This window comes from Formosa bonchosmolovskayae (genome assembly GCF_051016085.1).
In the GTDB taxonomy this organism is placed as follows: domain Bacteria; phylum Bacteroidota; class Bacteroidia; order Flavobacteriales; family Flavobacteriaceae; genus Formosa.
Genome location: NZ_CP174605.1, coordinates 483,632 through 505,000, shown reverse-complemented (window position 1 = coordinate 505,000; position 21,369 = coordinate 483,632). Strand labels below are relative to the sequence as shown.

At 34.6% G+C, this 21,369-nt stretch carries 22 protein-coding genes, 3 tRNA genes and 2 rRNA genes (1 of these 27 running past the window's edge); 17 read left to right on the top strand and 10 right to left on the bottom strand.

Annotated features, from left to right (window positions below):
• Nucleotides 1-149, top strand: a 23S ribosomal RNA gene (locus ACKC83_RS02040) (it extends 2,683 nt beyond the left edge of the window).
• A 212-nt stretch (nt 150-361) separates the two neighbouring features.
• Nucleotides 362-469 (top strand): 5S ribosomal RNA (gene rrf / locus ACKC83_RS02035).
• Nucleotides 470-718: 249 nt separating this feature from the next.
• Here the strand turns inward: rrf and ACKC83_RS02030 are convergent.
• Both ACKC83_RS02030 and ACKC83_RS02025 read right to left on the bottom strand, forming a co-directional pair.
• Nucleotides 719-1,258, bottom strand: a complete 540-nt coding sequence (locus tag ACKC83_RS02030) for a GNAT family N-acetyltransferase (RefSeq protein ID WP_434036853.1) — start codon at nt 1,256-1,258, stop codon at nt 719-721.
• A gap of 4 nt (nt 1,259-1,262) precedes the next feature.
• Nucleotides 1,263-1,724 (bottom strand): GNAT family N-acetyltransferase, encoded by a 462-nt coding sequence (locus ACKC83_RS02025; protein WP_434036852.1) that lies wholly within the window; start codon nt 1,722-1,724, stop codon nt 1,263-1,265.
• Between the two features lie 215 nt (nt 1,725-1,939).
• Between ACKC83_RS02025 and ACKC83_RS02020 the strand changes: the two genes are divergently transcribed.
• Complete coding sequence (locus tag ACKC83_RS02020) at nt 1,940-2,371, top strand: GNAT family N-acetyltransferase (protein ID WP_434036851.1); 432 nt, start codon at nt 1,940-1,942, stop codon at nt 2,369-2,371.
• A gap of 50 nt (nt 2,372-2,421) precedes the next feature.
• Nucleotides 2,422-2,494: transfer RNA gene (locus ACKC83_RS02015), tRNA-Gly, on the top strand.
• Nucleotides 2,495-2,529: 35 nt separating this feature from the next.
• On the opposite strand, the gene pepE is transcribed toward ACKC83_RS02015, so the two are convergent.
• Nucleotides 2,530-3,237 (bottom strand): dipeptidase PepE, encoded by a 708-nt coding sequence (gene pepE / locus ACKC83_RS02010; protein ID WP_434036850.1) that lies wholly within the window; start codon nt 3,235-3,237, stop codon nt 2,530-2,532.
• A 109-nt stretch (nt 3,238-3,346) separates the two neighbouring features.
• Here pepE and ACKC83_RS02005 point away from each other — a divergent pair, with 109 nt between their 5' ends.
• The 6 genes from ACKC83_RS02005 (at nt 3,347) to ACKC83_RS01980 (ending at nt 9,011) form a co-directional block, all read left to right on the top strand.
• Nucleotides 3,347-4,138 carry a carboxypeptidase-like regulatory domain-containing protein gene (locus tag ACKC83_RS02005; protein WP_434036849.1) on the top strand — a complete coding sequence of 264 codons (792 nt, stop codon included), beginning with the start codon at nt 3,347-3,349 and terminating at the stop codon, nt 4,136-4,138.
• 73 nt (nt 4,139-4,211) lie between these two features.
• Nucleotides 4,212-4,919, top strand: a complete 708-nt coding sequence (locus tag ACKC83_RS02000) for a hypothetical protein (protein WP_434036848.1) — start codon at nt 4,212-4,214, stop codon at nt 4,917-4,919.
• 2 nt (nt 4,920-4,921) lie between these two features.
• Entirely contained in the window at nt 4,922-5,716 is a 795-nt protein-coding gene (locus tag ACKC83_RS01995) for a carboxypeptidase-like regulatory domain-containing protein (protein ID WP_434036847.1), read from the top strand.
• A gap of 58 nt (nt 5,717-5,774) precedes the next feature.
• Nucleotides 5,775-6,278 (top strand): DUF6702 family protein, encoded by a 504-nt coding sequence (locus ACKC83_RS01990; protein WP_414035150.1) that lies wholly within the window; start codon nt 5,775-5,777, stop codon nt 6,276-6,278.
• A gap of 58 nt (nt 6,279-6,336) precedes the next feature.
• Entirely contained in the window at nt 6,337-8,643 is a 2,307-nt protein-coding gene (locus ACKC83_RS01985; RefSeq protein ID WP_414035151.1) for a M1 family metallopeptidase, read from the top strand.
• Between the two features lie 80 nt (nt 8,644-8,723).
• Nucleotides 8,724-9,011, top strand: a complete 288-nt coding sequence (locus ACKC83_RS01980) for a Sec-independent protein translocase subunit TatA/TatB (protein WP_414035152.1) — start codon at nt 8,724-8,726, stop codon at nt 9,009-9,011.
• Here ACKC83_RS01980 and ACKC83_RS01975 read toward each other — a convergent pair whose 3' ends face one another.
• The 5 genes from ACKC83_RS01975 to ACKC83_RS01955 all read right to left on the bottom strand — a co-directional run bounded on the left by ACKC83_RS01975 (nt 9,012) and on the right by ACKC83_RS01955 (nt 13,230).
• The gene (locus ACKC83_RS01975; protein ID WP_434036846.1) at nt 9,012-9,653 is read right to left on the bottom strand and encodes an O-methyltransferase; all 642 of its coding nucleotides are present in this window, start codon (nt 9,651-9,653) and stop codon (nt 9,012-9,014) included.
• A gap of 193 nt (nt 9,654-9,846) precedes the next feature.
• Nucleotides 9,847-10,296, bottom strand: coding sequence for a hypothetical protein (locus tag ACKC83_RS01970; RefSeq protein WP_414035154.1), 450 nt, complete (start codon nt 10,294-10,296; stop codon nt 9,847-9,849).
• A gap of 1 nt (nt 10,297) precedes the next feature.
• Nucleotides 10,298-11,080, bottom strand: a complete 783-nt coding sequence (locus ACKC83_RS01965; protein WP_434036845.1) for an SDR family oxidoreductase — start codon at nt 11,078-11,080, stop codon at nt 10,298-10,300.
• A gap of 231 nt (nt 11,081-11,311) precedes the next feature.
• Nucleotides 11,312-11,977, bottom strand: coding sequence for a peptide-methionine (S)-S-oxide reductase MsrA (msrA, locus tag ACKC83_RS01960; protein WP_434036844.1), 666 nt, complete (start codon nt 11,975-11,977; stop codon nt 11,312-11,314).
• A 107-nt stretch (nt 11,978-12,084) separates the two neighbouring features.
• Entirely contained in the window at nt 12,085-13,230 is a 1,146-nt protein-coding gene (locus tag ACKC83_RS01955; protein ID WP_434036843.1) for an acyl-CoA dehydrogenase family protein, read from the bottom strand.
• Between the two features lie 95 nt (nt 13,231-13,325).
• Here ACKC83_RS01955 and ACKC83_RS01950 point away from each other — a divergent pair, with 95 nt between their 5' ends.
• The 7 genes from ACKC83_RS01950 (at nt 13,326) to ACKC83_RS01920 (ending at nt 18,227) form a co-directional block, all read left to right on the top strand.
• A complete protein-coding gene (locus ACKC83_RS01950) occupies nt 13,326-14,402 on the top strand; it encodes an anhydro-N-acetylmuramic acid kinase (RefSeq protein WP_434036842.1) in 1,077 nt (358 codons plus the stop codon).
• A 316-nt stretch (nt 14,403-14,718) separates the two neighbouring features.
• Entirely contained in the window at nt 14,719-15,420 is a 702-nt protein-coding gene (locus ACKC83_RS01945; protein WP_414035159.1) for a MotA/TolQ/ExbB proton channel family protein, read from the top strand.
• A 1-nt stretch (nt 15,421) separates the two neighbouring features.
• Entirely contained in the window at nt 15,422-15,817 is a 396-nt protein-coding gene (locus tag ACKC83_RS01940) for an ExbD/TolR family protein (protein ID WP_382384801.1), read from the top strand.
• A 1-nt stretch (nt 15,818) separates the two neighbouring features.
• The gene (locus ACKC83_RS01935; protein WP_434036841.1) at nt 15,819-16,703 is read left to right on the top strand and encodes an energy transducer TonB; all 885 of its coding nucleotides are present in this window, start codon (nt 15,819-15,821) and stop codon (nt 16,701-16,703) included.
• 3 nt (nt 16,704-16,706) lie between these two features.
• Nucleotides 16,707-17,924: a bifunctional folylpolyglutamate synthase/dihydrofolate synthase gene (locus ACKC83_RS01930; protein WP_434036840.1), complete on the top strand. Its 1,218-nt coding sequence runs from the start codon at nt 16,707-16,709 to the stop codon at nt 17,922-17,924.
• Nucleotides 17,925-17,988: 64 nt separating this feature from the next.
• A tRNA-Val gene (locus ACKC83_RS01925) sits at nt 17,989-18,063 on the top strand.
• 89 nt (nt 18,064-18,152) lie between these two features.
• Nucleotides 18,153-18,227: transfer RNA gene (locus tag ACKC83_RS01920), tRNA-Val, on the top strand.
• Between the two features lie 65 nt (nt 18,228-18,292).
• Here the strand turns inward: ACKC83_RS01920 and ACKC83_RS01915 are convergent.
• The gene (locus tag ACKC83_RS01915) at nt 18,293-19,576 is read right to left on the bottom strand and encodes a UDP-N-acetylmuramoyl-tripeptide--D-alanyl-D-alanine ligase (protein ID WP_434036839.1); all 1,284 of its coding nucleotides are present in this window, start codon (nt 19,574-19,576) and stop codon (nt 18,293-18,295) included.
• Between the two features lie 67 nt (nt 19,577-19,643).
• Nucleotides 19,644-21,308: a gliding motility lipoprotein GldJ gene (gldJ, locus tag ACKC83_RS01910; protein ID WP_414035163.1), complete on the bottom strand. Its 1,665-nt coding sequence runs from the start codon at nt 21,306-21,308 to the stop codon at nt 19,644-19,646.
• Nucleotides 21,309-21,369 lie beyond the last annotated feature (61 nt).

Here is a 21,369-nt window from a genome sequence, read left to right as displayed (position 1 = left end):
GATAAGCGCTGAAAGCATATAAGCGCGAAACCCACCACAAGATGAGATTTCTTTAAAGGGTCGTGGGAGATGACCACGTTGATAGGCTATAGGTGTAAAGGCAGTAATGTCATAGCCGAGTAGTACTAATAACCCATAGGCTTATTGTATGGAAGCCCCCTCTAACTTTATAGTAATATAGAGGACAGTTACTTGCAAGAGTAATGAGGGGCGCATGTTTTTTTATTAAGTTAAAAAGAATTATTATTATAAAGTATTTTTAAAATAAAGACTATTAAGGTCCTTTTTCAATATGTTAAGATATTTGCGCAGTTGCGCGGTTGATTAGAGTGTAAATAATTACATCTAACGATCAACAATTTAAGGTGATTATTGCGATAGGGCTCACCTCTTACCATTCCGAACAGAGAAGTTAAGCCTATTAGCGCCGATGGTACTGCATTTGTGGGAGAGTAGGTCGTCGCCTTTTTTAAAACTAAATCCTCAACATTTATATGTTGAGGATTTTTTTGTTTATATACTTTTGGGGAATTTAAAATTTACAATATTCCTTTAAAGGGCGTTCGAGCGGAGCCGAGAACAGAATTCCTGTGGAATAATAAGATTGTTTCATTTTAAAGCCATTATCAATCTTCAATTTTAGATACTTCAAATAGAGTTCAAATTGTTACTTAGTAAATCTTAAGACCTCATTATTGTATAATCAATAGCGACTTTATCATATTTTCATATGACTAAAAATCTGGGCGTGGTAAGTTGTAATAAATGTATTGTACTCCTCAAGGTTTAATGTGCTTGGAAATGATAATATATGCAACCGAACAGCTTCAGTGGATTCCTGTAATGCCGGTTGTGTATAGTTATAATCGTTTATTTTAAAACCGAGCTTGTTGTAAAACTGTATACGTTTTATCTGTATATCTGTAATTGGTGGCTCGACTTCAAGTATAATGGGATTTGTACCTACACGACTTATTACATCTTTCATTATTTCGCTTCCCAGTCCTTTACTCTGTCTATTAGGACTAATCGCAATATGCTCTATATATTGTAATGTCTTAAAATCCCACCAGAATAGTATCCCAACAAATAGATCATCTTTAAGTACAATGTTGAAATGATAGTTCTTTAATCCCAAAGCGTGACGTTGTCCTTCTATATGTCGTCTTTCGTTCTCAGGAAATGACCTTTCATATAAATTCCAAGCTTTGAGAAAATCAATGTGCTCTGTTGATGTTATTCGCTTATATGTAAGCATAAATTTAAATGGTTTTATACATCATATAATGTTTACCTATCTTTGGTATATCGAAGGAGTCTCCGCTAACTTTAAATCCGTTTCTTTCATAAAATCGTACCGCTATTTCTCGGGCGTTTAACCAAATCAATTTCCCCTGTTTTTCGTTTACTAACGATTCTCCAGCTTGTATTAATAGATCTCCATATTTTAAACCTTGGTACTCTTCTAAGATAGCCATTCCACGGAGTTGATATGGTCTTCTTTCCTGAAGATCCTCGTTAATTGTTTTCATAAAGGTAACCACGCCTATTAAATCGGCTTTATAGTATAAACCTAAATGAAATGTATCTTTATGTGTGTCGTTATTAAATTCGCAATCTTCAATTGGTCGTCCTGGTCTTAGCACAGGTAATCGTACTTTATAAGTGTCTTGTGCTTCTATTTGTTTTATAGTTAGATTTCTAAGGTTTTTCTGTAATGACATATATAATGTAATTGTATATTTATTGTTTTAATTGATGTATTTAGTCTACTGTGCAAAAAAATATTCCTTATAATAACGCTTATTTGTTATTTTAAACGGTATGTTAATTAGAGTTAATTCTTCTATTAAATATAATCTTTAGGTTTGAGATATTAGATTGATAATTTAAACTTATTTATTTTTGCATCTCATTTTTTTAAACCTAAGAAAAAATAATGGCTAACGAAATAAATTATCGTCGACTTAAAAAAGACGAATTACCTCAAATCATTCCATTAATGCAGAAATTCACGGACAATAAGCATTCAGATGCCTTATTATTTGAACGTTTTTCTGAAATGTTCGAACAGAATTACGAGTGCATTGGGGTATTTAATAATCAAGAGCTAATAGGAATTTGCGGATTATGGTTCTGTACTAGACATTATAGTGGTCGTAGTGTGGAAGTCGATCACGTTTATATTGATGCCGATTATAGAAGTAAAGGCATTGGTAAACAGTTTTTTAAATGGATTTACGATTATGCTAAAGGTAAAGGTTATGAGGCCGTGGAGCTAAATACTTACGTTCAAAACTTTCCATCTCATAAGTTTTACTACAATGAAGGCTTCAATATATTAGGATATCATTTTTTAAAAAAAATATAAACTTTACTTGGATACTATTATTTAATATCTGTATATTTGCACCCGGTAATGCGAGAGTAGCTCAGTTGGTAGAGCGTCAGCCTTCCAAGCTGAATGTCGCCGGTTCGAACCCGGTCTCTCGCTCAAAAGAGCTTCATAGAAATATGAAGCTCTTTTTTTTATTTCAACCCTTGTAATTCACTTCCTGTTTCTATCTCGTAGGGCGCTTGGTTATGTTTAAATATTCTAGCCGATAAATTGCCTTTTAGAATAATAGAATTATCGTTTACGTGTAACCAACTTCCTTCTCTTAATCCAATAACGGGTTGTGTATTATAAGACAAAAATTCTTTAATTCGGGTTTCACGAGTTTCACCCATATGTTCGCTGTCGCTAATTGGATCTAGATAGTGCGGATTGATATTGAAGGGCACTAAACCTAATGTTTTAAAACTTGGAGGATACACTATAGGCATGTCGTTAGTTGTATTCATAGTTAAACCACAAATATTACTTCCTGCACTAGTTCCTAAATATGGTGTTCCATTATTAACAGCGTCTACTAAGGGTTGCATAGCATTTATTCTATAAAGCTGACTGACTAATACAAATGTATTTCCTCCACCCACAAAAATTGCTTCTGCTTCCGCTATGGCCTTTGCCGTGTTCTTAAAAGTATGTATCCCTTCAACCTCAATATTAATTTTAGAAAAAGCATCCTTCGCTTTATTTGTATAGTCGTCATGAGAAATACCACCTGGTCTAGCATATGGCACAAATAATACGGTATTTACATTCTTAAAGTGAGATTGTAACTCGTCTAATATATAGTCTAAATAGCCACTACCATAGATTGTAGAGGTACTGGCAATAATCATATTTTTCATCGTCGATAATTTATCGTAAATTTAAGTAATAGATGGTTTTAACAAAAATTTAAATGCCACTAATAAATTCTATAGCCGATAAGTCCTTAACTTTATTTAAAATTGATTTATGAAAAAAATATTACTATTTCTTATATGCTTATCTTCTATAGGTTCTTTAACGGCCCAAACTATAAATCGTGTGGAAGTTCTAGGACGAATTGTAGTGGCCGACACCGACGATATTGAAGGAATTACAATTTATAATACAACTACAAATGTAGGTACGGTGAGTGATGCCAAAGGGGAATTTAAAATTAATGTGGGATTACTAGATATTATTGAAATATCTGCTCTGCAATTCGAAACTATTACCGTTAAAATAGATTTAGAAATTTTAGAATCTAAGCAACTTACTGTCTTTTTGGTAGAACATATTAATCGTTTAAACGAAGTGGTCATTATGCCTTACGGACTAACAGGTGTATTATCTAAAGATTTAGGGAAGTTTAAAACCTTTAAACCAGATTTGGAAAGCATTAACTTTGGAATAGATGATATTGGCGCTTATGAATTTGCAGATGATTATCATTCTGAAGCAGATATGTCATTATTAAATCAAGGTGAGTTTTACAACGGTTTAAATATGGTAGCTATTGCGAATACCTTTTTGAAGCCATTATTTAAAAAGAAAGACAATAAAAACGAGAAAATAGTAAAAGAAACTGAAGCAAATTTAGGACTTCGTGGTATATATTCTTTTTCATTTATTTCCGAAAATTTTGGAATTCCTAACGATCAGGTCGAGGAATTTATTAATCATGTAGATCGTAACATAGATTCAAGATTACTAGAACCAGGTCAAGAAATGCAATTGATAGAATATCTTTCTAAAGAAAGTAAAGTGTTTTTATCTAAATAGGGTGTTTAGAGTTAAATGTCTTCTTCCTGGGATTCTTTTTATTCTTTTAAATAGCTTAAGTGTACAGGCTCAAATGGTACCTATAGAAGGTATAGTTAGTGGGGCAGACGATTTAGAGAATATTCATGTAATAAATAAAACATCGAAAACCTTTACAATTACCTCGCAGACTGGACATTTTAAAATTCTTGTAAAATTAAATGATACTTTGGTGTTTTCCTCAATTCAGTATGCAGATCAAAGTATTATTATTGATGCGTCGGTGATAGCAAATAAAGCGATAATAGTTAATTTGGAAGCGTTTGTAAATACATTAGATGAAGTTGTAGTAGGGAAAATACTCACAGGAAACTTAATGCTAGATGTAGGGAACTCTACAGCAGGAACCGAAATTAATTTTTACGATGTCGGCATTCCTGGTTATACAGGAAGACGAAAAACCCAAACAGAGCGACGCTTACAAGAAGCCACAACTGGAGGCGGTGTAGTTGGATTAAATCCTATTATTAATGGCTTAAGTGGCAGAACAAAAATGCTGAAAAATCATGTGAAATTAGAACGTAACGATGCGCTTATTAATGAAATTAGACAACGGCTTTCTGCAGATTTCTTTAGCGAACATCCTTTAGAAGAATATAAACATATGGACTTTTGGTACTTCTGCTCGGATGATCCTTATTTTGAAAAACGTTGTAAAGGGAAAAAAGATATTGTCGTTTTGTCGTTTCTAAAAGCAAAATACAATCAGTATCTATTGAATTCAAAATCACCTTCAAATTAAAGATGAAAACACACTTCATATTATATTTCTTCATAGGAAGTGTGGCTATAGTTAAAGCTCAAAATCTTAAAATAATTACTGGTACAATTACTGCGGAGGATGATCTTGAAAATATTCATATTATTAATAAATCGTCTAAGCGTTTCACGGTTTCAAATGCTAAAGGCGCATTTTCTATTGAAGCCAAACTTAACGATACCATTGTGTTTTCGAGCCTTCAGTATAAAACCAAAGAAGTGGTAATTAATGCTCCTATTCTTATTAATAACACTCTAAATATTTCCCTTTTAGAAGCTATTAATACGTTGGAAGAAGTTGTTGTAGGAACAATTTTAACAGGTAACTTAATGTTAGATATTGGCAGTTCTAAGGCAAAGCGGAATATAAATTTTTACGATGTTGGTATTCCAGGCTATAAAGGAAAAAGAAAAACCAAAGCCGAACGCGATTTAAGTGGTGCAGGAGGAGAATTTAAACCCATAATGTTATTAGGATTATTAGGAGGTTCGCTTCCTGTAGATCCTATAATAAATGGTATCACAGGCAGGACAAAGAAACTTAAAAAACGTATTGCACTTGAAAGAAATAACCAACTCAGGTACGATATAAGACAACGACTTTCAGAAGATTTCTTCAGTGAACACCCATTAAGTGAATTGAAACAGATGGATTTCTGGTACTTCTGTTCAGACGATCCTAATTTTGAAGCGCGATGCAAGGATAAGCGTGATATAGAAATTCTGGCGTATTTAAACGAAAAATATATGCAGTATAACAAGAACCTAAAATCAGAATAAAGATTATCCTTGTCAGCACATGGGTAATTTAATTACATTTACAGCTTAAATTATAAAGATGAAACCCCTTAATTATTATTTCTTAATTTTTTTAGTGCCTTTATTGGCCTTTACTACTATTCATAAATATTACGTAAGTATTACCGAAGTCCAATACGTTAAAGAAAAACAATCTGTACAGATAATAACGCGAATATTTATAGACGATTTGGAAAATTTAATGCGTAAGCGTTACGAAGACTCTATTAGTTTAGGCGGTAAGAATGAATCGGATAAAGTCGATTATTATTTGGAGAAATATCTAAAATCTAAAATTCAAATTCAAATTAACGGTAAAGAGACTGTATTAAAATTTATTGGCAAAGAATACGATAACGACATTGCAATTTGTTATATAGAAATTCCTAAAGTAGCATCAATATCAGAATTTGAGATTTCGAATACCGTTTTAAATGACCTATTTGAAGAGCAACAAAATGTAGTCCGATTAGAGATAAGTGGTAAGAAAAAAAGTTTTATTCTTACAGGATCGAATGATAAAGGATTGTTAAAATTAGATTAAACTTCTGTTTACAGTATAAAAGTGTTATTTTTCCGGCAAAAATCACCAAACAATTCTTATGAAAAGACTAAAGTACCTAATTCTTTCTGCTGTTTTTATTTCAGCAAGCGTTATGGCGCAAGATCAAAAAACACCTGAACGCAAAGCAGGTCACACTAATAATAACAAGTTTAAACAGCTTTACGAGGAGTTTTCTACTCCTAATATGTTTAGAACGGGATCGGGAGCTCCAGGCCCAGCTTACTATCAGCAACAAGCCGATTATAAGATGGACATCACGCTAGACGACAAAAACGCAAAAATTACAGGTTCTGAGGTTATTACCTATACCAATAATTCTCCAGACGAGTTAAGTTATTTATGGGTACAATTAGATCAAAACATGCGTGCCAAAGATTCTAAAACACCTTTAATTGAAGGTGGAGGCGTTGCCGCAGCATCGCAACCAGCAAGTTTTGTAAAAGATTACATGGCAGAACCTTTTGATGGCGGATTTAATATTGAAGCTGTAAAAGATACGCAAGGTAAAGATTTAGCGCACATGATTAATAGAACCATGATGCGTATAGAATTACCAAAACCATTAAAATCTGGAGAGAAATATTCGTTTTCAATTAAATGGTGGTACAATATCAATAATCACGTAGAAGGTCGTGGGCGTTCAGGATACGAGTATTTTCCAGAAGACGGAAACAGAGCATATGTTATCGCTCAATTCTATCCAAGAATGGCTGTTTACAATGATGTAGAAGGATGGCAAAACTCTCAGTTCTGGGGACGTGACGAATTCGCATTGCCTTTCGGAGATTTTGAAGTAAATATTACAGTTCCTGCAGATCATATATTAGATGGTACTGGAGAATTAGTAAATAGAAAAGAGGTATACTCTAAAGAGATGCTAAAGCGTTATGAAAAAGCGAGAAAATCGTTTGACGAGCCTGTTGTTATTGTAACACAAGAGGAAGCAGAAGCTGCAGAGAAAAAGTTTAGTACAGATACAAAAACATGGAAATTACATGCTAAAAATGTACGTGACTTTGGTTTTGCAACCTCAAGACGTTTTATTTGGGATATGATGGCTGTAGAAATTGGTGGAAAAACCATTATGGCTGTTTCTATGTATCCTAAAGAAGGAAACCCATTATGGGAACAATGGAGTACAAAAGCTGTTGCGAGTACGTTAAAGTCGTATTCAAGAATGACTTTCGATTACCCTTACCTTAAAGCGATTTCTGTACACGCAAAAAATCAAGGAATGGAATATCCTATGATTTGTTGGAACTACGGACGTCCAGATAAAGATGGTAAATATTCAGATAGAGTTAAATTTGGAATGATCAGTGTTATTATTCACGAGGTAGGACACAACTTTTTTCCAATGATTGTAAACAGTGACGAACGTCAATGGACGTGGATGGACGAAGGTTTAAATACGTTTACACAGTATGTTGCAGAGAAAGATTTTGGCGAAGCTTATCCAAGTGCATTATCTTCAGGGCAAACAGAATATCCGTCTAGAAGAGGTCCTGCTGCTAAAATAGTACCTTACATGGGAGGCGATCAAGATTATATTGCTCCAATTATGACAAAAGGATTAAACACGTATCAATTTGGAAATAATGCATACGGGAAACCAGCTACGGCTTTAAATATTTTAAGAGAAACCATCATGGGACGTGAATTATTCGATTATTCTTACAAAGAATACGCGCGTCGTTGGATGTTTAAACACCCGACACCAGAAGATTTCTTTAGAACTATGGAAGATGCATCTGCAGTAGATTTAGATTGGTTCTGGAGAGGTTGGTTCTATACTACAGACTATGTAGACATAGGAGTTAAAGATGTGAAAAAATACTATGTATCGTCAGAAATTAATGAAGCGACTAAAGAACAAGCAAAGCGTTACGGAATGGAAGTTAGCGATTTACCAGCTTTAGTATATATGGTAGAAGAAGGTAGCGAAGAGTTTAAGGAATCTCTTAAAGGAGGGAAGACTACTGAAAACTCTACAACACTAAAAGAATATATCATGGACAATTTTACACCAGATGAGCGTAGAAAACTAAAAGAGCCAAAATATTTCTATAATGTTACATTCGAAAAACCAGGTGGATTAGTAATGCCAATTATTGTAGAATATAGCTATGCAGATGGTACGTCTAAAACAGAAACATATCCAGCACAAATATGGAGATTAAACGATAAAGAAGTGAGTAAAGCAATTGCTTCAGATAAAGAAATAGTTGGAATAACTGTAGATCCAGATCTTGAAACCGCAGATGTAGATACATCAAATAATTCTTGGCCAAGAGAAACCAAACCAAGTGAATTTGAGGCTTTTAAATCAAAGTCTAAAGATTAATTAAAACATTATGTTAAAGCCAACTTTTTTAAGTTGGCTTTTTTTTATTTTTGTAACCAAACACTTAGTATATTTACATCGTGATACAACATTCTACATTCTTATTTATCAGTGGTACAGAAATAATGTTTATATTATTTATTGTAGTCATGGTTTTCGGTGCCGATAAGGTACCCGATATTGCACGTGGTTTAGGTAAGGGCATGAAAGAAATTAAAAATGCCACTAACGATATTAAATCTGAGATCACAAAAACTGCCGATAGAAGTGGGATTGATACCTCTGTTACCAAAGATGTTCAAGACCAATTAAAGCAGGTAAAAGACGATTTAGAAGACTTTACTGGTTCTGTGCGTCGTAAGATGTAATTACTTTTTTCTACTAATCGTTAAACCGTCGCGAACAGATAGTAAAACAGTTTCTATTCTAGAATCTTCCTTTAAAAGCGTATTGTATTCTAAAACAGCCTTTGTCGATAAATCTTTCGGATTTAAAGGTTCAATCACTTTTCCACTCCAAAGTACATTATCAGATAAAATAACGCCACCAGGCCTAAGTTTGTCCACTATTAAATTAAAATAATTTGGATAATTCTCCTTGTCAGCATCAATAAATACCAAATCAAATACAGGTTCTAAGCTCGGAATTATATCTATGGCACTCCCTAAATGCTGATGAATTTGTGTTCCGTATTCCGAAGCATCAAAATACTTTCGCTGAAAATCGAACAGTTCTTCATTCACATCTATAGTGTGTAATGTGCCCTCTTGTTGTAAACCTTCGGCCAAACACAATGCAGAATATCCGGTGTAAGTTCCTATTTCTAAAATATGCGTTGGTCTTATTAACTTAGAAATCATACTTAAAATACGTCCCTGATAATGCCCACTAAGCATACGGGGTTGCAATATTTTCTGATAGGTTTCTCTTGTAAGTTGCTTTAGTAACTTTGGCTCGTCTTCCGTGTGTTTCACTACGTAATCGTCCAATTCTTGAGGTATAAAATGCATGTTCTTAAATTCTAAATATTACTTTTTTAAGTGTTGTTTTGGGTGTTACTTTTAATTATTCGAAAATAGAATAATTAAAAGTCGGGCTTTTCGTTATATCTTTTTTAATTAAAAAAAATTAAAAAAGGATGCCACTTCAATCCCTAACACTAAATTACTATTGTTTTACAAATTGGTGCATACCTTAACATAATTACTCTTCTTTAAAATTATGCATCATCACCTGCTTTCCTTTTCTTAAGAATAAATCTAAAACCTCGTTTGGAAACTTAGACATATCTATCCCCACATAAATTTGGTACGCAGGTTTTAAACCCTTTTTGCGTTCCTTAAATATAGTGCGTTCATACCAAACTATTGGAGATGAATCTGTAACCGTAGTTAAATCCTGCTTAGTAATTTCTTTTCTAGGATACGTTTTAGAAATATAAACCGATTCAATATTTAAATACGTTCTGTCAATAACTTGGTCATTAGCTAAACTGGGATCCACTCGCTCTGGTTGTCCGTAATGAATCCAATTCACAACTTGTTCTATGGTTTGGAGTTCATTAATTTTAGCATTTGTATAGTTTCTAACTTGTAATTGCGCTTGTGCATGTAGGCTAATAAAAAGAATAAGTGTACTTATAAAATATTTCATGTTATAAACTTTTAGTGCGTCCGCCATCAACCGGTAAATTAATACCATTAATATAACCGGCTTGTTCACTTGCTAAAAAAGCTACGGCATTTGCAATGTCTTCGGGAGCCGCAAATCGATTTGCAGGAATGTTTTGTTTTAAATCTTCGGCCACATCATCTTCTGTTTTACCTGAATTCTCGGCTGTGTTTTTAAGAATGTCAAATAAGCGATCTGTTGCTGTTGCTCCAGGAAGCACGTTATTTACGGTAATACCAAATTTAGCAACTTCATTAGACCAAGTTTTGCTCCAATTGGCCACAGCACCTCGAGTGGTATTACTCACCCCAAGACCATCTAAAGGTTGTTTTACAGATGTAGAAATAATATTTATAATACGACCAAAGGTAGCCTCTTTCATAAAAGGAACAACAGTTTGAGCAAGCAACTGATTGCATTTTAAATGTTGAGTAAATGCAAGCTCAAATTCATCTAATGTTGCCGTGGAGATTGGCCCGGCAGCAGGACCTCCCGTATTATTTACTAAAATATGAAAACCGTGATGTGTCCTTATAAATTCGTCTAGTTTTGTTTTTAAATTTGTTGGATTCGAAAAATCTGCTACGATATAAGTATGGCGTTCAGGATGTGGTAATTCTGAACAGACTTGTTTTAGCTTCTCTTCGTTTCTTGCAACTAAAGTTAGTGTTGCACCTTCTTCTGCTAAAAGAAAAGCCGTAGCTTTTCCAATACCAGCTGTGCTACCACAAACCAAAGCATTTTTATTTTTCAAGTTGAAATTCATAAGATATAGATGTCAATTTTAAAATGTTTATCTAGAGTACAAAAATAAGGATTATAATACGCTAGCGATTAAAAGGAGGAAGAGATTAACATATAACAAACAAAAACGCTTCAGTTGTATTTACAACTGAAGCGTTCATCATATATATAGACGCGTATCGCGGAATGGTTATACTTTATATACGTTTAGAGCACCTCGTTTAGATGTTAATGCTTAAACTATTTTCTATTTTTATTGATTTTCCTTTAATAATTTAGGAAATTTCTTTTTGAAAGCGTTTGTTCTAGGTACAGAAACGTTTTGGATATAGCTGTTATTTGGATGGTGTTTCTTGTAATCTTGATGATAATCCTCAGCAATCCAGAATTTCTGAAATGGAAGGACTTCTGCAGCAACTTTCTGATTTAAAGATTTTTCTAAAAGTGCTTTTTTCTTCATTATAATCTGCTTTTGCACATCATTTTGAAAAAATATAATAGAGCGGTATTGCGAACCATGATCTGGTCCTTGTCCGTTAACCTGTGTTGGATCTTGCGAACCATAATAAACATCTATTAGTGTTGCAAAATCTATAATAGTAGGATCGTAAATGACTTCTACCGCTTCTGCATGACCGGTTCTTCCAGTGTTGCTGGCTTCGTAAGTAGGATTTTTAGTGTGTCCGCCGGAATAGCCAGAAATGACTTCTTTTACTCCAACAACACTTTCGTAAATAGATTCTACACACCAAAAGCATCCGCTTGCAAAATAAGCACGGGCTTCATGCTCGGTAGACGCAACTTCTACTGGTTCTGCATTTTTAATGGCTTCTTGTTTAGAATTAGTTTGAGCTTCGTTTTTACAACTAAAAGCGAATATCGTAATTAATGTAAGTATAGATAATTTTATAGATTTCATGTGTTATTTTTTTTAGTCAGTCGGATATTTAGTGTAAACCTTAATTAGAGAAATGTAAAAAAGTCTAACTGTAAAGCTAGACTTTTAAATTTACTATGGTGTTTATCCTATTTTGTACCGATAAGGCGTCTTGAAATTATAATTTTCTGAATTTCGGATGTGCCTTCATAAATCTGCGTTATTTTGGCATCTCGCATTAAGCGCTCTACATGGTAATCTTTTACAAAGCCATTACCACCATGTATTTGTACAGCCTCTACGGTGGTGTCCATAGCAACTTGAGAAGCGTATAGTTTTGCCATCGCACCAGAAACGGTGTAGTCCATATTTTGATCTTTTTCCCAAGCCGCTTTCATGCATAAGTGACGTGCTGCCTCAATTTGAGTTGCCATATCTACCAGTTTAAAAGCAATGGCTTGATGATTACAAATGGCCGTGCCAAAGGTTTTACGTTCTTGAGAATACTTTAAAGCTAATTCGTAAGCACCAGAAGCAATACCCAAGGCTTGTGCAGCAATACCTATTCGTCCGCCAGCAAGTGTTTTCATGGCAAATTTAAATCCGAAACCATCTGGTCCAATTCTGTTTTCCTTCGGCACTTTTACATCGTTAAATTGTAAAGAGTGGGTATCACTACCTCGAATTCCTAATTTATCTTCTTTAGGACCAATATCAAATCCATCCCAATTTTTTTCAACAATAAAAGCATTAATACCTTTATGTTCTTTTTCTATATGTGTTTGTGCAATAACCAAATAGAAGTCGGCTGTACTTCCATTAGTAATCCAGTTTTTAGTCCCGTTTAAAAGATAATAATCGTCGTGTTCTATGGCGGTTGTTTTTTGAGAAGTGGCATCACTACCAGCTTCCGGCTCGCTTAAACAGAAGGCCCCTAACGATTCGCCGGTTGCTAATTTTGTTAGATATTTCTGTTTTTGTTCTTCGTTTCCAAAGTGCTCTAAACCCCAGCACACTAAAGAATTGTTAACAGACATAACTACAGATGCAGAGGCGTCTATTTTAGAAATCTCTTCCATAGCTAAAATGTAAGAAATCGTGTCTAAACCACTTCCGCCATATTTTGGGTCGACCATCATACCTAAAAAGCCAAGTTCGCCCATCTTTTTAATTTGTTCTTTAGGGAATTCTTGTTTATTATCGCGTTCTATTACTCCTGGTAATAATTCTGTTCGTGCAAAATCACGAGCAGCATCACGAATCATAATGTGTTCTTCGGTAAGGTGAAAATCCATAATTTATAAAATTAATTGTTGATTTATTAAAAGACCTTCTCAAATATATATTATTATTGGTGAATACGTAAAAAATGACATTAAATTTTTGAGATATGGTAAAAAATAATTTTAATATAATTGGGGTCATGTCTGGTACGTCTTTAGATGGTGTCGATATTATTTATGCGAGCTTTAAATATTCTAATCATTGGGAATATACCATCATAGAATCTGAAACTATAGCGTATAGCTCGGATTGGTTAGCTGTGTTAAGTTCGTTGGTTAGTCAGTCTAAAACGGAGTTAAGAGCAATAGATGAAAGCTATACCACGCTTTTAGCTCATTTAATTTTACAATTTATAGAGAAATATAATATAAAACATATTGATGCTGTATGTTCTCATGGGCATACCGCGCAACACGATCCAGATCACGGCTATACCTATCAAATAGGAAATTTGCCAAAATTAGCCGAAATTTTACAGCTAGATGTGGTTTGCAATTTTCGCGTTCAAGATGTCGAACTTGGAGGACAAGGCGCGCCTTTAGTACCTATAGGAGACGCCTTATTATTTCCAGATTTCGATTTTTGTTTAAATCTAGGTGGATTCACAAATGTGTCTACAGAAATTAAAGGCGAACGTATTGCTTTCGATGTTTGCCCCATGAATATTGTATTAAATCATTACACTAAGCAAGTTGGGTTTGATTATGACGATGGCGGAAAATTAGCTTCTACAGGACTGGTACATGCAGATCTACTTCACGAATTAAACGCGTTACCTTTTTATAAAGCCGATTATCCAAAATCATTAGGGCTAGAATGGGTTGTGGCTCATGTTTTTCCTTTAATAGACAGTAAGAACCTAGATGTTCATGATGTATTAAGAACTTTTGTAGAACATATCGCTATTCAAATTGCTAAAATATTACCGGTAACAAAATCGGTATCATTATTAATAACTGGTGGTGGTGCGTTTAATTCTTTTTTAATAGAACGTTTAAAAGCACTTACAACATGCGAAATTACGATTCCTGATCAATTGGTTATAGAATATAAGGAGGCACTAATTTTTGGATTACTAGGAATATTAAAATTACGAGGTGAGATTAATTGTTTAAAATGTGTTACCGGAGCAAATAAAGATCACTCTACGGGCGTTATATATTTACATTCAAAATCCATTTAAAATTCGGTTTTCAGGAGGTTTTAGTCTTTTGAAACGCGATAAGGAGAGCAAAAACAGTCTGTACCGCCTGTTTTAAATTCTTAAATTATGTTAAATATTTAGAATTGCAATCGGTTTTAGTGCGCTTAGCTTGATTCTTCTGTTAAAAAATTAATTCTCAATTTACTTATTTTATAATGTTGTGGAAGATTCAATAAAATTGATATTTTTGTTAGAGTATAGAAAACAATCATAGTAAAAAAAGAACCGTGTGTTTAATATACTTAAGTAGAAACTTAAACGTTAATAACTCATCTAGTAAACTATTAAATAACTTATGTTAAACGCCCTTATTCAAAATCCTACAGAAGGAGTTGAAGTATTAACAGATACAGAACCTGTTAAGAAAACACTTTCAATAATCGAGTTAATCAGCAGCGGGGGAGTCGCTGGACAATTTATTATTGGTCTCCTTTTTATTCTATTAATTGTTGCACTTTATATTTATTTTGAACGCTTATTTGCTATAAAGGCGGCGTCGCAGATAGATCGGAATTTTATGAATGAAATTAAAGATCATGTAACCAATGGTAAGATAGATTCTGCTCAGACGTTATGTGCACAACAAAATACACCGGTTTCTCGATTAATAGGAAAAGGAATTTCCAGGATAGGAAAACCTTTGGAAGATATAAATACGGCTATAGAAAATGCGGGTCGTCTTGAAGTCTATGGTTTAGAAAAGAATGTAAGCGTTTTGGCAACAATTTCTGGAGCCGCGCCTATGATTGGATTCTTAGGTACTGTAATAGGGATGATACTTTCAATTTTTGAAATCGCAAATTCTGGCGGACAAATAGATATTAAACTTTTAGCCGATGGTCTTTATACGGCAATGACCACAACAGTTGCTGGTTTAGTCGTGGGAATTGTAGCTTATATTACTTACAATCATTTGGTAGTTAGAACAGATAAAGTGGTATATCAAATGGAATCTAATTCATTAGAATTTTTAGATCACTTAAACGAGCCAATTTAATATGAATATTAGAGGACGAAATAAAGTAACGCCAGAATTCAATATGTCGTCTATGACAGATATTGTATTCTTGCTACTTATCTTTTTTATGTTGGCATCGACCTTGGTTACTACAAATGCTATAGATGTTTTGCTACCTAAAGCTAGTGGTAAAACAGAAAATAAACAAACCATAGCCGTTAGTATTAAAAAGGATTTAACGTATTACATCGATCAAAAACGAGTTGGAGAAAGTGTTTTAGAACATGAAATTATAAATGCTTTAGCTAATGAAGATAAACCTACTATTGTGTTGCGTGCAGAGCAGTCTGTTCCTGTAGAACATGTGGTAAAGGTGATGGATATTGCAAATAGAAATAAATTTAAAGTGATTTTGGCGGTACGTCCAAATGATTAATATGAAATATTTAGAAACAAAACATGAACGCAATTCTGCAACAATTACACTATTAATTAGTGTGATTCTTTTGTTGTTAATGTTTGTTATGGGGCCACCTTATATGGATCCGCCTGAAGAATATGGCGTAGCAATAAATTTTGGAACTACAGATTTTGGTAGCGGAAACGTGCAGCCAAACGAACCCATTAAATCGGAACCGGTTAATGTAAATAAAGTACCTGAAGACGTTACAGAGCCTGAGCCTGTAAAACCACTTCCTGCTGAAGCATCTCAAGTTAAAGAAAATGTACTGACCGAGGATAATGCCGAGGCTGTAGCAATTAAAAAGCAAAAGGAAGCCGATGCTAAAGCAAAAAAAGATGCTGAAAATAAAGCAAAGGCAATAGCCGATGCAAAAGTAAAAGCGGAAGCAGAACGTGTGGCTAAAGAGCAACGCGAAAAAGAAGAGAAGAAAAAGAAATTAGACGCTCTAATTGGAGGTGTAAGTAAATCCGACGGGACTGCAAAAGGTAGTGAAGGCAATGATAATAAAGTAGGCGATAAAGGACAATTAGATGGCGACCCGTATGCTCCGAGTTATTTTGGAGGAGCTGGATCTGGAAGCGGTGGTGTTGGTTACGGTTTAAATGGTAGAGGTAAAGCTAACTTTAAAATCGTTAAACAAGATTGTAATGAATCTGGATTGGTAGTTGTCGAAATAGAAGTAAATAAACTAGGCGAGGTTATAAAAGCTGTTCCAGGTGTAAAAGGAACTAAAAATAATAGTCCGTGTTTGCTCGAACCCGCTCGAAAAATCGCCATGTCTCACAGATGGAATCCAGACCCAAATGCACCAGCAAGACAAGTTGGATTTGTAAGTATAGATTTTAGTTTAGGTCAATAAATTATGACATATCAAGAAACCGTACAGTGGATGTTTTCTCAACTTCCCATGTATCAGCGTCAAGGACAATCGGCGTTTAAGAAAGATCTTAGTAATACCATAGCGCTAGCAAATCATTTAAATCATCCAGAACATTATTTTAAATCTATTCATGTTGCGGGTACGAATGGAAAAGGCTCTACGAGTCATATGTTAGCATCCATTCTTCAAGAGGCGGGATATAAGGTTGGGTTATACACCTCGCCGCACTTAAAAGATTTCCGTGAACGGATTCGTATTAACGGTGCCGAAATTTCGGAAACATTTGTAACGGATTTTATAGCTTCTAATGAAGCGTTTTTAGCAGAACAAAAGCTTTCATTCTTTGAAATGACTGTGGGTATGGCTTTCGATTATTTTAAAGAAGAACAAGTCGATATCGCTGTTATTGAAGTCGGATTGGGAGGTCGATTAGACTCTACAAATATTATTACCCCCGAAGTTTCTGTAATTACAAATATTGGGTTAGATCATACTCAGTTCTTAGGCACAACTTTACCTGAAATAGCTTCAGAAAAAGGAGGCATTATTAAGGCTAAAATTCCCGTTGTAATAGGGGAGACTCAGGAAGACACAGAAGCTGTTTTTCTTAAGATTGCGCAATCGCAAGAATCTAAGATTGTGTTTGCAGATCAAACTATTTCTAAGACTTACCCAAGCGATTTAATAGGCACCTATCAGGAAAAGAATATAAAAACAGTATTGCAAACGGTAGAAGAGATGCGACTGCTTGGTTATGCTATTTCTGAAGCACAAGTAAAAAAAGGCTTGTTAAACGTTATTAAAAATACGGGATTACAAGGACGCTGGCAAGTATTACAAGAACAGCCTAAAGTGGTTTGCGATACGGGACATAATAAAGAAGGCCTTCAAGAAGTAATGAAACAATTGCAATTAGAATCTTTTGAAGTGTTACACATGGTTTTTGGTGTAGTAAGCGATAAGGATGTGTCTACGATTTTACCATTATTACCAAAACAGGCCATATACTATTTTTGTAAACCAGATGTGCCAAGAGGAATGCCTGCAAAAGATTTACAAGCCAGTTTTATTGCGTCTGGGTTTAAGGGCGATGTTTATAATTCTGTAAATGAAGCATATAAAAGCGCACTTCTACATGCTAAATCAGACGATTTTATTTATGTTGGCGGGAGTACTTTTGTAGTTGCAGAAATAATTTGAAAAAAAATAAAAAAAAGTTTTTGTAGTATCAAAAACAGGTGTATATTTGCACACCTAATAATTAGGGCGCATAGCTCAGTTGGTTCAGAGCACTTGGTTTACACCCAAGGGGTCGGGGGTTCGAATCCCTCTGCGCCCACAACAGCTTCTCGGCGTGAGAAGTTTTTTTATGATTTTTTAGCTTAGTAAAAAATCAAATTGGTATTGAAACACCTAATTATAATATTAGGGCGCATAGCTCAGTTGGTTCAGAGCACTTGGTTTACACCCAAGGGGTCGGGGGTTCGAATCCCTCTGCGCCCACAAGCAAATAAAAAAGCTTCTCATTTTTTGAGAAGCTTTTTTTGTTTCTAATTATAGTGTTTCGCTTAGATTAAATCTAGGATGCGTTCTAATTTCATCCCACGAGAGGCTTTTATAAGGATAGTGGACTGTTCTAGGTCAGAAGGATCTAAAGATCCTTTAAAAGCCTCAAAAGTATTGAAGGCTTGTATTTTGTTCGATGTTATTGTGGTTGTATTAAATAATGCTCCAATAACAATTAACTTATCTATATTTAAGTTAATGGCTAAATCGATAATGTTTTGATGCTCTTGTTTAGCGGTTTCTCCCAACTCAAACATATCACCAATAATAGCAATTTTGTTAGCATCTTTTATTAAATGAAAACTCTCTAGAGCAGCTTTCATACTGGTAGGATTTGCATTATACGCATCAAGAATTATTTTGGTCTTACCTTTTGTTATAATTTGAGACCTGTTATTTGATGGGGTATAGCTTTCAATAGCCTGTTTAATGTCGGTGTGCGACACTTCAAAATAAGAACCTATAGCAATAGCTGCAGAAATATTTGTAAAATTGTATGCGCCTATAAGCTGACTTTCAATTTGCATATTTTGGTAGCGACTAACTACAAAGGGATCTGCGGTTATAAGATCGATAATAGTTTCAGTTTGTGTAGTATGATCGCCGAAGGAAACGGTTTTAATATCCGATGTTATTTCCAATTGTTTGTCGTCTTTAGCGTTAATAAAAGCGAGGCCATGAGTAGATTTTAAAAAGGTATATAGTTCCGATTTTCCCTGAATAACGCCTTCAAGGCTTCCAAAACCTTCTAAATGGGCTTTACCGAAGTTTGTAATGTATCCAAAATTAGGCTTTGCTATAGCGCAAAGCGTTTCGATTTCTTTAAGGTGATTTGCGCCCATTTCAACTATACCAATTTCGGTTTTGTCGTTCATAGAAAGTAACGTTAAGGGCACTCCAATATGATTGTTTAAATTACCTATAGTTGCTGTGGTAGAGTATTTCTGAGAAAGGACCACATTAATAAGCTCTTTGGTTGTGGTTTTTCCATTACTTCCGGTAAGCGCTATAATGGGAATGTTCAAATAATCGCGATGAAAAGAAGCTAAATGTTGTAGCATTTCTAGTACGTCGTTAACCAAGAATGTTTGTCCTGGAATATGGTATTCAGAATCGTCTATTATGGCGTATTTAGCACCATTATTCAATGCGGTTTTAGCAAAAGTATTCCCGTTAAAATTATCGCCTGTTAAAGCAAAGAAAAGGTCGTTTTTCTTTACTAATCGGGTGTCTGTGCATATTGCATTACACTCTAAAAACAGGGTGTGTAAATCTGATGTTTTCATAATATAAAAGTATAAAAAAAGTCCTAACACTAGGTTAGGACTTTTAAAATAGAATTGATATTTCTGTTTAATTTTTCGACTTTGTCGCTGATCTTGTTTTAGAACCTACTCTAGACATTGCACATCTAAATCCGATGTAATCTGTCGCCATATCTTGTGGGAAATAACGTCTCTGTGCAGGATCTAACCAGTATTCTCTATCTTTCCAAGAACCTCCTTTATATACGCGAACTTCATCGCTAATTAAAGATGTCTTGTTGTTAGATTTGTCGTATTCTCTAGTAATATTTCCAGCCGAGTCTCTAGTTACGGTGTTTTTAGGAGAATGATACATGTTGTTGGTTTTTGAATCATCATCATTAAAATCTGCATAATAACGTGAAGAACGTTTGTCTCCATCTCTAAAGTCACGGTTGTCACTTGTAGAGAAGTTAGATCTTAAGTACGTATCGTCTTCGTCGATAGGAATTTGTAATAAATCTCCAGGTAAATTTCTTGCTACAATTTTTCCGTTACTTAAAGTATCGTAAACTACGTTTTCTGGAGTTACTATTTGTACTGTTCCGTCTTCGTTAATAGCATTTTTTGTGTAAACATTTCCTCTATAGTAGTTAAAGTCGTTAAAGTCGTCATCTACTATTGGACGATAAACATCGGCTACCCATTCGGCAACATTTCCTGCCATATCGTAAAGTCCGTTGTCATTTGGTTCGTAAGTTTTAACGGCAGCTGTAATATCAGCATTATCATCAGACCAACCAGCAATTCCACCGTAATCTCCTTTACCTTGTTTAAAGTTTGCCATTTGGTCTCCCAATGATCTACGTTCTGAAGAACGTGTGTATTGTCCGTCCCATGGATATTTTTTTCTACCTCTATATGTATTGTATTCTCTTAATTCTGAAAGTCCAAGTGCTGCATACTCCCATTCTGTTTCTGTAGGTAGTCTGTAAGATGGTGTAAGTATACCTGATTCACGAGTAGCGTAAATATTAGTTTCGTTGCCATCTGCATCTGTTCTTACATTTCCTGCTCTACTAATCGTTTTAATTTCTTCGTTTCCAGCAAAAGTTTGTGATGGTGCGTTTATGTATGCGCCTGTACTAAAGTTTGAAGTTGCAGTTGTTTCCGAACGTACAGCATCTTTGTCTAGGTATCCAGCTTTAGCTAAGTTATATTCGTTAACACGGTCTGTTCTCCATTTAGAAAATTCTACAGCTTGGATCCAGCTTACTCCAACTACAGGGTATTCTGCGTAAGCAGGATGACGTAAGTAGTTGTCGGTCATAACTTCGTTATATCCCAATCGGTTTCTCCAAACTAAAGTATCTGGTAATGCACCATTGTATATTGCTCTAAAACCATCGGTAGATGGAGGGAAAACACGCTTTAAATGATCTAAATACTCAAGATACATAACATTAGTAACTTCTGTTTCGTCCATATAAAAAGACTGAACGTGTTGCTGTGTTGGCGTATTATTCCAATCGTGCATAACATCGTCCTGAACTTGACCTTTAGTGTAAGTTCCTCCTTCTATAAACACCAATCCAGGAGCTGTTTCTTGTTCTCTATACTGTGTATTGTATTGAAAACCTCCATCTTTCGAATTAATTTCCCATCCGGTTGCCCTCGAACTGTTCTTCGAATCAGAATTTTTACAGCTAATAGCGGCTAAAGCGAGTGTTAAGATTAACATGCCCTTTATAGTTACTATGTTTTTCATATTCATACTTTTGAGTAAGCAAAATGTTTTATTTAGTGCCGCAATATATGAATTTAACCGCATACTG